Source organism: Mucilaginibacter sp. SG538B (genome assembly GCF_013376065.1).
Lineage (GTDB): Bacteria > Bacteroidota > Bacteroidia > Sphingobacteriales > Sphingobacteriaceae > Mucilaginibacter > Mucilaginibacter rubeus.
The window spans coordinates 2,007,589-2,022,557 of the sequence record NZ_JABMJI010000001.1 but is presented as its reverse complement, the minus strand read 5'-3'; the positions used below and the strand labels follow the sequence as shown (position 1 = coordinate 2,022,557).

General features: G+C 42.4%; 6 protein-coding genes. All 6 read right to left on the bottom strand.

Annotated features, from left to right (window positions below; translation table 11 throughout):
• Positions 1–60: 60 nt before the first annotated feature.
• The 6 genes from FHW88_RS08120 to FHW88_RS08095 all read right to left on the bottom strand — a co-directional run bounded on the left by FHW88_RS08120 (position 61) and on the right by FHW88_RS08095 (position 14,857).
• Positions 61–2,481, bottom strand: a complete 2,421-nt coding sequence (locus FHW88_RS08120; RefSeq protein ID WP_176624502.1) for an ABC transporter permease — start codon at positions 2,479–2,481, stop codon at positions 61–63.
• 86 nt (positions 2,482–2,567) lie between these two features.
• Positions 2,568–4,964, bottom strand: coding sequence for an ABC transporter permease (locus FHW88_RS08115; RefSeq protein ID WP_090525374.1), 2,397 nt, complete (start codon positions 4,962–4,964; stop codon positions 2,568–2,570).
• Between the two features lie 90 nt (positions 4,965–5,054).
• A complete protein-coding gene (locus FHW88_RS08110; protein WP_176624500.1) occupies positions 5,055–7,421 on the bottom strand; it encodes an ABC transporter permease in 2,367 nt (788 codons plus the stop codon).
• Positions 7,422–7,517: 96 nt separating this feature from the next.
• Positions 7,518–9,896: an ABC transporter permease gene (locus tag FHW88_RS08105; RefSeq protein ID WP_176624498.1), complete on the bottom strand. Its 2,379-nt coding sequence runs from the start codon at positions 9,894–9,896 to the stop codon at positions 7,518–7,520.
• Positions 9,897–10,010: 114 nt separating this feature from the next.
• Positions 10,011–12,401, bottom strand: a complete 2,391-nt coding sequence (locus FHW88_RS08100) for an ABC transporter permease (RefSeq protein ID WP_176624496.1) — start codon at positions 12,399–12,401, stop codon at positions 10,011–10,013.
• Positions 12,402–12,496: 95 nt separating this feature from the next.
• Positions 12,497–14,857 carry an ABC transporter permease gene (locus tag FHW88_RS08095; protein ID WP_176624494.1) on the bottom strand — a complete coding sequence of 787 codons (2,361 nt, stop codon included), beginning with the start codon at positions 14,855–14,857 and terminating at the stop codon, positions 12,497–12,499.
• Positions 14,858–14,969: the final 112 nt, after the last annotated feature.

Genomic DNA, 14,969 nt, shown 5'->3' with positions numbered 1-14,969 from the left:
AACATTACATCAACGCTAATAAACCTTTCAGCTTTCGCCTATTACCTTTCACCTAAATAATCAATCTCCAGACCGCAAACTGTTAACCGGGTTAGCAAGCGCGGCCTTAAGTGATTGCACACTCACGGTAATAAAGGCGATAAGTATGGCCACTGTGCCTGCAGCTATGAATACCCATATTTGTATGCTGATCTTATAAGCAAAGTCCTGCAGCCACTTGTGCATGACATACCAGGCTATTGGTGAGGCGATGATAACCGATATAATTACCAGTTTCAAAAAATCGCCTGAAACAAGTTTCACTATACTGAAAACGCTTGCACCTAAAACCTTACGTACCCCAACTTCTTTTACCCTTTGCCTGGTTGAAAATACCGCCAGGCCAAATAAACCCAAACAGGAAATAAAAATTGTAACCAAAGTAAACGCAGTTAGTATTGAACCTATGCGCTGCTCAACCTTATACATGTCATCAAATTCCTGGTCGAGGAAGTGATATTCAAACGGTGTGGCCGGGTTAAAGGCGGCCCATTTCTCTTTTACTGCAGCTAGGGTTTTACCAATATTATTTCCAGAGGTTTTGACGAGTATTTTACCAAAATAATCTTCAGTAAACATTACAATTGGGGTAACTTCCTGATGCAGGGATGCAAAGTTGAAATTTTGTGCAACGCCCCTGACTTCGCCAGTACGGCCGTTTAGCCCAATGTGTTTGCCTATCGCTTCTTCGGCTTTCCAGCCCAAAGCTTCAGCAGCCTTTTCATTGATGATAAAACCATAATAGCGCTTGTTTTGATCGGGATCGGTAGCGCGTGTTTCATCGGCATTAGTAAAATCTATGCCTTGAACCAGTTTGATGCCGAGTGTTTTCAAGAAATTCTTTTCTACCGGCAACGCGGTTACCGAAAGATTATAGTCGCTGTTTTTGCCATCGGCCTTGTTAATACTATATCCGCCGTGAACATCAACCGGCGAGTCATACGACGCGGTAGCACCAAGCACTCCCGGCAATTGAGTTACCGCATTATTAAATGATTGGACCTCTTTTAACGATTCGCCACCAAGATCCAGTACCATTACCTGCGACCGGTCGATACCAATATTCAAATGCTGAATGTATCGCAGCTGGCTGCCGGCTATAACCGTACAGATCATAAAGAACACAGATACAACAAACTGAACTATAACCAACGATCTGCGTAAAGATTTACCACCTGTAGTATTTGTAAGCTTTCCCTTTAAAGTAACAATGGGGTTAAATGAGGATAAATATAGCGATGGATATGTCCCGGCTAAAAATGTTACCGATACAGATAAACCCAGTAACGCTATGATCAACCAGGAGGTATTCCAGGTTTGAAAGCCTAACTGCTGGCCCGAAAAATCGCTGAACCATTTAAAACTTATATTGGCCAAAAACAAACCACCTAACAGCGATACAAGCGTAATCATCGCCGACTCGATAATGAACTGAACAAAAAGCTGGGTACGGGCTGCACCCATTACCTTTCTTACCCCTATTTCGTGACCGCGCTCAATGGATTTCGCCGTTACCAGGTTTAAGAAATTAACACATGCAAGCAGCAATAAAATAACAGCAACCGCACCTAAAATGTAAATATATTTGACATTGCCGGATGGTGTTAGCGGGTATGTAGCTGCCGATTTCAAGTGAACATCAGTTAAAGGTTCCAACTTGAACCACATTTTATGCCCCTGCCTAAAATCATCTTTAAACATCTCGGCTACGTAGCTGTTCATTTTTTGCTCAACCGAGGCCATATTAACACCCGGTTTTAACAGCAGGTACGAATAATCATTAGCCGAATCCCATTTGCGTGTTTTAGCATGTTCCGAGCCGGCATACGAGCCAATCATATCAAATTTGATCTGCGAGTATTCGGGCACATCTTCCACCACACCGCTAACCATCATGTTTTGCTTGTTATTAACCTTCAAAACCTTGCCTACGGCATCCTCGTTGCCGAAATATTTTTTTGCCGTAGAAGCGGTGATCACCACAGCCGACGGGTCTCTAAGCGCGGTAGCGGCATTACCTTTCAAAAACTTAAAGCTGAAGATCTTAAAGAAAGGCTCATCAGCTAAAAAGAACCGTTTTTCGTTAAATAATTTGTCCTGGTATTGCACCGGGTTGTTATACCGGTAAATCCGTACACCATCCTCAATTTCCTGTAATTGCTGTTTAAATACGGGCACAGGCGCAGTTGGCGTTACCGATACTGACTTAGCTTCAGCATCGTCTGATGATTTATAATTATAAACCATACGGACTATCCTATCGGCTTTTACGTGAAACCTATCGTACCGCAGCTCATTTAACAAATAGGTTGCTAATAATATAAAGCAGCCTATTCCAACTGCCAATCCCGCAATACTTATGAGTGAAGTAACCTTGTTGATAACCAGGTTACGCCATGCTGTTTTTATATAGTTTTTAATCATTTCCTTTATTTCATTCATTTGGTCATTAAGTCATTAGGTCATTTTTTGCTTAGCGTGTCTATCAATGACTTAATGACGCGCAAGCAAAATGACTCAATGACAAATTATTCGGAACGTAAACTTTTAACCGGGTTAGCCACCGCCGCTTTTATAGCCTGGAAACTTACCGTTGCAAAGGCAATAACCAGCGAAGTAAGCCCGGCAATACCAAATATCCACCAACTGATATCAATACGATAGGCAAAGTCCTGCAGCCACTTGCTCATGACATAAAATGCGATAGGCCAGGCAATGACATTGGCAATCAACACTAGTTTTACAAAATGGCCCGAAAGCAGCATCACAATGTTTTGTACCGATGCCCCCAATACTTTGCGTACTCCGATTTCTTTGATTCGTTTTTCGGCTGAGTAAGATGCAAGGCCGAACAGCCCCAAACAGGATATGATAATGATAAGTCCAGCTAAGATACTTACTACGGTACTTATCTGGTTGTCAACGCTGTAAACTTCTTTAAAATGATCATCAAGGAATTGGTATTCAAAAGGCACACCCGGAAACTCTTTATTCCAGGTTGACTGGATGAATGCTACCGCTTCCTTAGCTCTGCCGCCGTTGATCTTAACTGACATTTGGTTAAACCCTTTACCATTTACCAGGAACAGCGTTTCAATTTTATAATGCAGGGAATTGAAATTGAAATCCTTGGCTATTCCGGTAATCACGCCCAACGAATCAAAACCAAATCTTTGCCCCAATAAGGATTCCATATTTTTCCCTTTATGATCTTTCAACAACTCCTTAGCCAGCGCTTCATTGATGATATATTGTTTCCAAACCGCAGAAGTATCGGTAGAAAAATTTTTACCCATCAGCAGTTTGATCTTATACAGATCAAGGTAGTTATTATCAACCACCAGCAATGTTGAAGTAAGCTGGCGCAACGGCGAATCACCAAGTTTAAATGAGATACCTGTTTGGTCAAGGTGGCTACCCAAAATATCCTGCGATGCAGTAACTCCCTGCACCATCGAGTTGGAAAGCAACTCCTGTTTAAACAAATCATATTTGTTTTGCGGGATCAAACCCAAAGGAACATTAACAATCTGATCGCGATTAAAACCGGGATCTTTTTTCTGCATAAACTTAAGTTGCCTGATAACCAAAACCGTAGCTATCATTAAGATTACAGCACTCGTAAACTGGCCAACAACCAAAATATTACGCAGTGGCACCTTATTACCTCCTGCTGAAGTTAAAGCCCCTTTTAATACCTTGACCGGCTGAAATGACGACAGAAAGAGTGCAGGATATATACCGGATATAATACCGACAAGCACTGTGCTTATAAACACCACTCCGATAAGCATTTTGTTATCATGCAGCGGCAAACTGATATCGCGCTGGCTCAAACTATTGATAAACGGAATGGCAAGGGTCACCAAAACACATGCAAAAACTAAAGCTATCAGGGAAAGTAACACCGTTTCGCCCAAAAACTGCATGGCCAGCTGAATACGCCCTGCGCCAATAGACTTGCGTACGCCAACTTCTTTTGCCCGCTCCGATGACCGCGCGGTTGAAAGGTTAATGAAATTAATACAGGCTATTACCAAAACAATGATCCCTATAACTGTAAACAGGTTGGTGATATGTTTATCAAATTTTTGATAGTTGATATAATCCAGCCCTATATCAGCCGAGTTAGCGTGAACATCTTTCAGGGATAACAAGAATAGCTCATAATTTTTAGGGCCGTCTTTACCTTTATATTTTTGAAGATAGGCTGGAAACTTCTTTTCAAGCGCCGCTACGTTGGTACCAGGGGCCAGTTCAAGATAGGTATTTAACCAGTTGCCGCCCCAGTTGGTAAACATCCATTTCTTATAAATACTGCTGAACGAAAACAGGCAATCAAACTGCAATTGTGAGTTTTTGGGCACATTAGCCAATATGCCGGTAACCGAATAGGTGATGGTATCCTGCCCGTAATTGGTAACCGTTTTACCAATCGGGTCATCATTGCCAAACATACGTTTTGCGGCATCTTCCGTCAATAAAACGCTGCGCGGTTTTAATAAGGCAGTTGCCCTGTCGCCCCTTAGCAGTTTGAAATCAAACATTTTCAAAAAAACCGAATCCACAAAGAATACCTGTGGCATGTACACACGTTTAAGTCCGTTATTGAGCGGAAACTTTTGCTGCCAGCGAACACGTGTAAAGTTTTTTATTTCCGGAAAATCGGCTTTAAGTGTTGGCCCCATTGGGAACATAGATAAGGCAACTTTTTGCGTGGCTCCCATTCCCTCAAACTTTTGCACCTCGTTTAAGCGATAGATATTTTTAGTATGCAGGTTATCAAAGCTTTTTTCGTAATAAACAAAAAGCGTGATTACGATGCAGGCTGCCATACCAACGGCCAACCCAAAAATGTTGATAGCCGAAAAAACCTTGCTTTTCCGGATATTCCGCCAGGCGGTTTTGAAGTAATTCTTTATCATTTACCCCTCCTAACCTCCCCAAAGGGGAGGAATTATTAATATTATTTAGTATCACTTAGAGCCCTCTCCTTTGGAGAGGGTTGGGTGAGGTCATTCGCTTCTTAAACTTTTAACAGGGTTAGCAATTGCAGCTTTAATAGCCTGAAAACTGATAGTTAACAGTGTGATCAAAATAGCCGCTATTGCCGATATAATAAACACACCTGGCTCTACGGTTACCCTGTAATCATATTTTTGTAGCCATCCCTGCAAAAAGTAAAATGCTATAGGTGATGCTATCACGCAACTGATGAGCACCAGCAGCACAAAATCCTTCGACAGTAAAAACCATAGCTGACTTACAGTTGCACCCAATACCTTGCGCACACCAATTTCTTTGGTGCGTTGTTCGGCGATATATGCAGCCAAGCCAAAGAGACCGAGGCAGGATATAAAAATAGCCAAACCGGCAAATATGCCTGACAACTTACCCACCAACACTTCCTGACCAAACTTGCGGTTATAATCATCATCTACAAAACGATAGGTATAGGGATAGGCCGGACTATATTTTGAAAACACCTGCCCAATTTTATCAATAGCATCATGCGGGTTCACTTTGGGCGAGAGGCGGTAAATCATGTTTTGATGCGGATCATTATTATACACAAACATGGTTGGGTCGGCCTGTGCAAACGGCGATAACATCAGCGCGTTTTTAACTACACCAATTATCTTGCGCTGCTTACCTCCATAAGTTATTACCTGGCTTATCGGATCACCTTTAAGGCGCAGGCGCTTAACCCCCGCTTCATTAAAAATGATATTCAATGAATCGGACACAACGTTATTATAATCCCTGCCGGCAAGCATTTTCATGCCCACCGTCTTGAAATAATCATTAGCTACAGCTATTACGCCCATTTCAACGGTTTCGCCGGCAAATTTACCAGGCCATTGGTCAAGGTTGTTGTGCATGTTAATATCTGTAATGGTGCTTGATGCTGTGGAGATACTTTCAATCACGCCGCTTTGCAATAATTCATTTTTAAAAGCGGAATAGTGCTTACCCAAATCTTCATTGGCATTAGTGGCTATTAACCTATTAATATCGTATCCCGGCGGGCGGTTTTTTGCATATTGAATTTGCCTGTAAATAACAACTGTGCTTATGATCAAGGCTATTGAACAGCTAAACTGCATCACTACTAAAACTTTACGCGAATACGATGCTGAGCGGCCAACCTGAATAGTACCTTTTAATACCTTAACCGGATTAAATGACGAAAGATAAAATGCAGGACGACTACCGGCTACCAAGGCTGTAAGTAATACGCACCCTATGGCAATCAGCCAAAAAATTGCGCTGTTAAAAGGGATGGCAATAGTAGTACCGGTGAGCGAGTTAAACGGCCCGAGCGCTATTTGAACAAAAAGCATTGAGCATATAAAGGAGATCAGTGTGATCAATGTAGATTCTGTCAAGAACTGGAATATCAGATGCTGACGTTGTGATCCGATAGCTTTACGGATACCTACCTCGCGCGCGCGTTTCTCAGACCGGGCAGTTGTGAGGTTGATGAAATTCACACAAGCTATCAGTAGTACCAGTACACCAACAATACTAAAGGTGCGTACATAATCAATAAAACCACCTGCAGCAACTCCATTTTTATAATCGGACAATAGATGCCAGTCGACCATCGGCTGCATAATTACGTCAGAGTTTTCGGCATTTATATTTTTTTCGCCTTTTTCGATATGAAGGATCTTTGGGGCCAGTTGTGCGTACGTTACACCTGGTTTTAGCTTTGCAAATAGCTCGAAGCTATTGTTACCAAAGCTATCGTGGGCGTCTTTCATGTAAGGCTGTTGCTCCATCAAACTGAATGGAATAACATATTTAAATTGAAGCGACGAATTCAATGGTACATCCTGAATCACGCCGGTAACTTTTAAATTGTAGTTATTATCAACCTTAACTACCTTATTGATCACATTCCCCGCGCCAAATAAAGCGAGAGCAGTAGCTTTGGTCAATACAATTGAATATGGATCATTCAAAGCGGTGGTACGGCTCCCCTGTAAAAAATTGTATTGAAAAATTTTCAGGAAATCACTACCTGCCTGCACGCCATCAATAGATAGCTTCTTATCGCCTACCATTAACCCATGTGTGCCCCCCCAATCTGTGGGTGCTACATATTCTATTTCGGGCATAGTTTTCAACACATCTGCCAGTTTTAGCGAGGTTGAACTAAACGTTAATGTTTCGCCATTACTATTAAAATTACGGCGAACCTGGTATACCCTGTTGGCATCGGGCAAAAATCTGTCATATGAATATTCATGGGCAACCCAAAGCGCTATCATCAAGGCAACAGCCATCCCAGCTGCCAATCCTAAAACGTTGATAGCTGTATAAGCTTTGTTGTTTGCGATATTTCGCCAGGCTATTTTCAGATAATTTCTAATCATATTCTATATCATTAGGTCAATGCGTCATTAGGTCATTTTTTGCTTTGCTCATTCTTCAATGACTTAATGACACGAAGCAAATGACTCAATGACTATTTATTCGGAACGCAAACTTTTAACCGGGTTGGCGAGCGCCGCCATTGCAGCGCGGTAACCTACCGTAATCCAGGCTATTATGAGGCTTGACAAAATCGATATCACAAATATTTGCGGGCCGATACTGATTCGGTATTGAAAATCCTTTAAGTAATTGTGCATTGCCCACCAGGCCAGCGGAGAGGCAATTACAAATGCAACAAGCAACAATATGCTGAACTCTTTACCGAACAACCAAAGAATACTGCTGATATTTGCTCCCAATACTTTGCGCACACCAATCTCCTTGGTTTTACGCACGGCCATAAACGATACCAGGCCGTATAAACCGAGGCAACCTATGATGATCGCTATACCGGCAAACGCTTCAACCAATGTTAACAGGATATTATCCATTTCGTAAAAATGGGCAATAGTATCGTCCAAAAACTGGTATGAATATAATTCTTCCGGAAAGGTTTGGTTCCAGATCTTGTCAATTGCAGCTAATGTAGCCTTAGCATTACGCATATCTATTTTCACAGCAACGGTACCCAAATCCTGGTAATTAGGCATCACACACAATGGGGAAATTTCCGAATGGAAAGAGTAATTATAAAAATCTTTCATCACCCCTACAATGGTGCCTTTATAGTCGCGGCCATTAATTGCCATCTGCTTTCCAATTACATCCTGCGGCTTAAGGTGCAGTTTTTTAACAAAGGTTTCATTAACCAAAAACTCTTTTACCGAGTCGCCTTTAAAGAAATTTCTACCGGCAATCAGTTTAATGCCAAAGGTTGAAATGTAATTTTCGTCGGCCTGTTTGGTATTGATGCTCCAATGCTCGTCTTCGGCACGGTTATCATATTGAATACCGGTATTACTATTTGAACGGGATGCAGGTGCATTAGCACAGTAAGATACGTTTTCAACTCCCTTAATTTCGCTGAGGCGATTACGCATCGTGCTCATTTTCATCTTATCGTTTTGAGGGAGCGGCACCAATACTATGGCATTTTTATTAAAACCAAGATCCGCAGTTTGTGAATAGTGTAATTGCGATACCACGATAATGGTGCCGATGATCAAAACCTGCGATATAGTAAATTGAGTAACCACCAAAACCCTGCGCAACGAAAACCCGCCGACGTCTTTTTGTGACAGCTTGCTTTTGAGCGCCTTGATAGGTTGAAACCGTGCCAGTACCAAACCAGGATACGAGCCCGAAAGGAATACTACAATAATAGTAATCAACACGATAAAAGCACTAAGTTCCGACCAGTTAAAGGTCATCCTTGCGTGAAAGAGTTTATTCAATGCAGGCAAGGCAATTTCCGACAACCCAATGGCCACCCCAACGGCTATAATACTGATAATGGCTGTTTCGGCAATAAACTGCCAAAATAATTGAAAAGGCTGGCTGCCCAATACTTTACGGATACCCACCTCTTTTGAGCGATTTAGTGCCTGAGCCGTAGCTAGGTTTATAAAGTTCACCGAAGCAGTAATGATCAGGAACACGCCGATAAAGAACAGTGCCCATAAATAGCTCTTATCAGCGTAGCCGCCGAGTTCACGGTCAAAGTGCATTTCGGCAATAGGTTGTAACTTAAAGCGCCATACCTGCAGATCCCGCCCTGTATAATTTTTCTTAACCAATTGCAGCATGGCAGTTTCAACCTGTGCTTTGGTTACGCCTGGTTTTAAACGGGTAAAGCCCTGACTGCCGCTGTAAACACCTCCCCAGTTATTTTCACGATCTTTGCCTCCGTAGGCATCCATACTTGCGTACGAAATAAAGATCTGTTGTTTTTGATCAGTATTATTTGGCAAATCCTGTAGTACACCGGTTATGGTTACGCTGATATTATTATCGAGCTTAAAAACTTTGCCTATCGGGTTATCGTTACCAAAGTATTTATGAGCCATTTTCTCGGTTACCAAAGCTTCATTTGGGTTCGCGAGGATGGTTTTCTTATCCCCTTTAAGCAATGGAAAATTGAGGATCTGGAAATAATCAGGCTCAACAAAAGCAACACCGTCGTCTTCGCCAAATTTCTTAACTTCATTTCCCTTCGTAATAGTGATCAGCGTTTTGTTAAAGCTGATATACCTTGCCGTTTTTTCGCTAAAAGCAAAGTCATTACGATATCCTTTGGCCATAGGCTGCGGAATAGCTCCTACCCGGTCTACACCCTGATCGTGAAACTCGGTATAGAAACGGTAGATCCTGTCTTTATCTTTATGAAATGTATCAAAGCTCAGGTGGTAGCTGATCAGCGTAAAAATCAATACGCCGCAGGCTATCCCCAAAGCCAAACCAATAACACTGATGGTTGCATAAGCCTTGTTACGAACCAAATTTCGCCAGGCAATTTTTATATAGTTTTTAATCATAAACCCCTCCTAACCTCCCCAAAGGGGAGGAATTGTACTTGTGATATATTTAGTTATTATTTATCTATTTTAATCTTCTTAAAGCCCTCTCCAAAGGAGAGGGTTTGGGTGAGGTTACTCACTTCGCAAACTCTTAACCGGATTTGTCAACGCTGCTTTTATAGCCTGGAAACTTATCGTGATCAGGGTGATAATTATCGCAGCTACTGCCGAAAGCATGAATACTCCCGGACCGATGGTTATACTGTAATCATATTTCTGCAACCAATCCTTCAAAAAGTAAAAGGCTATAGGTGTTGCTATTATGCAGCTTAACATCACCAATAAAATAAATTCTTTCGACAGCAGCAGCCATACCTGTGCTATGGAAGCACCCAGTACTTTACGGATACCTATCTCTTTAGTGCGTTGTTCGGCCACATAAGCGGCTAACCCAAACAAACCGAGGCATGATATAAAAATCGCTAACCCGGCAAACACACCGGCCAGCTTGCCAACCAATGCTTCCAGGCTAAATTTGTGGTTGTATTCTTCATCAACAAACTGATAGATATAAGGATATGCCGGGTTGTAAGTATCGAAGATCTTTTCTATCTTTTTAATTGCATCCTGCATATTTACATTAGCAGCCAGGCGATACATGATATTGTTGCCGCCGCGACCGTGATTAAATACAGCTGGCTGCACAGGCGTAAAGGGCGATTCCATTAAAGCATCTTTAACCACACCTATGATACGCACGGGCTTATTGCCGCCCGAATAGCTAATTAATTGATTAATTGGATTTTTAAGCCCCATCCTTCTTACTGCCGCTTCATTTACTATCACATTCAAAGTATCCGAAACCCAATCGCTTGAAAAATCACGGCCATCCTTGAGGCTCATACCCAATGTTTTAAAATAATTGGGCGATACTGATATCGAACCAACATTTATGCCTGTTTCTCCACCGGCTTTTCCCGGCCAGTTATCGATACCTGTATGACTATAAATATTGGTAACCGGGCTTGATGCTGAAGCAACACTTTCTACCATACCGCTTGCCAATAGATCATTTTTAAGGGCGCTGTAGTTTTTTTCCAGATCGCCGCTCATGTCGGTCATCATTAACCGGGTTGAACTATAACCGGTAGGCCTGTTTTTTGCATATTGAATTTGCTGATAAACGATGATAGTACTGATAATCAAAGCAACCGAACAACTAAATTGCATTACCACCAAAACCTTGCGCGGCAATGAAGCCGACTTACCAACCTTGATAGTACCCTTTAATACCTGTACGGGATTAAATGACGATAAGTAAAATGCAGGGCGGCTACCTGCCAATAAGCCGGTTAATAACACGTAGGCTATCATCATAGTCCAAAACAAAATATTGGTATATGGGATACTAATGGCACTGCCTACGATAGCATTAAACGAAGGAATAGCCAGCTGCACCATCACTATGGACAACAAAAATGAAATGAAAGTGATCATTACAGATTCGGCAAGGAACTGGGCTATCAAATCGCTTCGTTGAGATCCGATGGCTTTGCGTACGCCTACTTCACGAGCCCGCTTTTCGGACCGGGCAGTTGAAAGGTTCATGAAATTGATACAGGCTATCAGCAGCACCAAAATGCCTATCACACTAAACATGCGCACATAATCAATAAACCCACCAACAGCTTTCCCGTTTTTGAAATCATTATACAGATGCCATTTTTTTAGGGGATGAATGATCACTTCAGGCTTGCCAGGCCGCATTTGTTCACTATGATCATATACAATGTTTTTAATTTTAGGCGCTATCTGCTCCATAGTTACACCGGGCTGCAACTCCAGGAACATATTGAACGAGTTGTTTGTCCACATCGTGCGGGCACCTTTCATCCAGCCCTCGGTTGCTTCCTTGAAACTAAAAGGAGTTAAAAAGCTAAATTGTATTGTAGCGTTTTTGGGAATATCTTTGATAATACCGGTAACCTTTAAATTTTGGCTGTTGTCATAACGAACAACTTTATTGATTGGATCAGCATTGCCAAAAAGAGCTATAGCGGTCGATTCATTCAGGATGACGGAATTTGGCTGGGTAAATACGTCTTTAGCATTACCTTTTACAAAAGTATATTTAAAGATCTGTAAGAAATCGGGATTAGCTGCGCCCCCGGCAAGGTAAAGCTTTTTATTACCCACCAGCAAATCATGCCATTGCATGCCAACCCAATCGGTTTCGGCTACACGCTTTACCCCCGGAATCTCTTTACGTAACACTTCGGCTAACGGTAGTGAAACCGCCGTTTGCGTATGCTCGCCATCGTGCTGGGTACTAAAATGCTGTTCAACCTGGTACAGCTGCTCATAATTAGGCAAAAACCTGTCATACGAATACTCGTTAACTACCCAAAGACCAATCATCAGCGCAACCGCCATCCCCGCGGCAAGGCCCAGTATATTAATAGCGCTGTAAACCTTATTTTTAAGGATATTGCGCCAGGCGATTGTTATATAATTACGAATCATAAACCCCTCCTAACCTCCCCAAAGGGGAGGAATCTTTTATATTATTACTTTCAGTTTCATTTAAAGCCCTCTCCTTTGGAGAGGGTTGGGTGAGGTTACTCCGACCTCAAACTTTTAACCGGGTTGCTCAGCGCCGCTTTAACAGCCTGGAAACTTACCGTTGCCAGCGCTATAAAAATCGCTGCTATACCGGCGGCGGCAAACACCCACCATTGTACGGTTATCCTATATTGGTAACCTTGCAACCAGTTATTGGTAGCATACCATGCAACCGGAAAAGCAATCAGGCAAGAAACTGTAACCAGTTTTAAAAAATCACGCGATAGCAGGCCGGTTAAACCGGCTACTGATGCGCCAAGTACCTTTCGGATACCAATTTCTTTGATCCTTCTTTCGGCCGTATAGGCGGCTAAGCCAAACAGACCGAGACAGGATATCACTATAGCCAATGAGGCAAACACACCCGCCAGTTTGCCGGTAAGGGCTTCTGTTTTAAACAACTCATCAAAATCCGAGTCGACAAATTTGTATTCGAAAGGATAGCCCGGGTTAGCACGTTTATAAACCTCGCCTGTTTTGGCCAGCGCTTCGGTTAAATTTACGCCTTGTTTAAAGCGAATGGTTAAAATATTGTTGTTTTGTGGGCGGCTAAACAACATCAGCGGAGCACCCGAAACATACATATCATTATAAAGGAAATCTTTAATAATCCCCGCAATTTGATAAGGCTTACCGCCGCCATCCCTGATAATCCCCCCCACATGACCGGCCTTACCCATTTGTTTGGCAAAGGCTTCGTTGATGATCACATTGCTACTATCAAGCCTGGCATTGGCATAAAAATCCCTGCCTGCAAGCAGCTTCATATTCATGGTTGATACAAATTGAGGGCTTACGCTTTCAATGGTAATCAGTGGATTTTTTGACGCGTCCTTACCATCCCATGAAAAATTATCGGTATTGCTCCAGATCTGTAAAACAGGGTATTCGCTTAATGACGCATCGGCTATAACGCCGGTTTGCTTCAGTTCGCTATTTATCGCGGCAAAATGGTCGGTTATTTTGCCCTTGGTATCAATGTAAACGAGGTTATCTTTTTCATAACCCAGTTCCCTGTTTTTAACATGTTGAATTTGTTGATATATGATCACCGTACCGATGATAAATATTATCGATACCGAAAACTGGATCACCACCAGACTTTGTCTGATGAAACCCGCGCCTGTTGCAGATGGCAATTTGATATTCTTTAATATCGCTATAGGGTTAAATGATGACAGGTAGAACGCAGGATAACTGCCGGCTAACAAACCGGTAACCACCCCCATCAACAATAGATAAGTTAAATGCAGGGGCTGCAGCAAATTAATATTAAGTTCTTTTTGAACCATGTTGTTGAACGATGGCAAAACAGCGTAAACTAAAAGTACCGCGATAATAACGGCAATGAATGCCATGATCAAAGCCTCACCTATAAATTGAGCAACAAGCTTGCCTCTACCGGCGCCCATTACTTTACGAACGCCAACTTCTTTAGCCCGCTTTTCGGAACGGGCGGTTGATAGGTTCATGAAATTAATACAGGCTATGATAAGGATGATAAAAGCAATCGCCGAAAACAGGCGGACGTACTCAATCCTTCCACCATCCATTTTGCCATCGGTAAATTTATCACGCAGGTTCCAGTCGTTCATCCCAAAAAGAAACGACGCGGTATTATTGCCGTTTTTCTTAGTGCCGATATAGTTAGCCAATTTTTTGTTAATTGCATTAACATCTGCAGATGGTTCAAGCTCCACATAGGTATGGGCCCAATTGGCCCCCCAATCCTGCATCCATGGTTGCGTATGCTCGATATTTTTTAAGGGCGCGAACCACTGCATTTGGAAAGTTGAATTTTTAGGAAAATCTTTAAACACGCCAGTAACTGTAAAATCCTGCTCATTGTTCATCTTCAGAGCCTTGCCCAGCGGGTTGGTTTCACCAAAGAACTTTTTAGCCATGGTAGTGCTAATCACTACCGAATGCAGGTCATGAAAAACATTCGTTTCATTACCGTGTATAAATGGGAGTTTCAGCATCGGGAAGATCTCCGCGTCCGTATAAGAACCATCTTCGTTGATCGCTTTATCACCGAGCGCAAATACAATATTATCGGAGCCGGCCATACGGGCAGCATTTCTTATACCGGGGATATCATTCTTAAGCGACGCAGCCATAGGCCCCGGGGTGGCGCGGAATGTGGAGGTTTTACCATCATAGGTTTGATTTTCACGAACCGTGTACAGGTTATCCCGCTTTACAAAATTGTGGTTAAACGTAAGCTCGTCCTGCACCCATAAAAATATCATAGATGAACAGGCCACTCCAATAGCCAGGCCGGCGATGTTCAAAACGCTGTAAGCCCGGTTTTTCGTCAGGCCACGTACCGTGGTTTTAATGTAATTTCCTATCATGGTTTGGTCATTAGGTCATTTACGTTGTGTCATTTGCTGCACGTCATTGGCTCATTTAGTCATTCTTTGCCTTGCATTTTTGTCAATGACTTAATGACGCGAAGCGAATGAA

Excerpts from the sequence above, each read along its gene's own strand:
- FHW88_RS08105 (WP_176624498.1), bottom strand. The coding sequence starts at position 9,896 with ATGATTAAAAACTATATAAAAATTGCCTGGCGAAATTTGGTTCGTAAC.
- FHW88_RS08120 (WP_176624502.1), bottom strand. The coding sequence starts at position 2,481 with ATGAATGAAATAAAGGAAATGATTAAAAACTATATAAAAACAGCATGG.
- FHW88_RS08115 (WP_090525374.1), bottom strand. The coding sequence starts at position 4,964 with ATGATAAAGAATTACTTCAAAACCGCCTGGCGGAATATCCGGAAAAGC.
- FHW88_RS08095 (WP_176624494.1), bottom strand. The coding sequence starts at position 14,857 with ATGATAGGAAATTACATTAAAACCACGGTACGTGGCCTGACGAAAAAC.
- FHW88_RS08100 (WP_176624496.1), bottom strand. The coding sequence starts at position 12,401 with ATGATTCGTAATTATATAACAATCGCCTGGCGCAATATCCTTAAAAAT.
- FHW88_RS08110 (WP_176624500.1), bottom strand. The coding sequence starts at position 7,421 with ATGATTAGAAATTATCTGAAAATAGCCTGGCGAAATATCGCAAACAAC.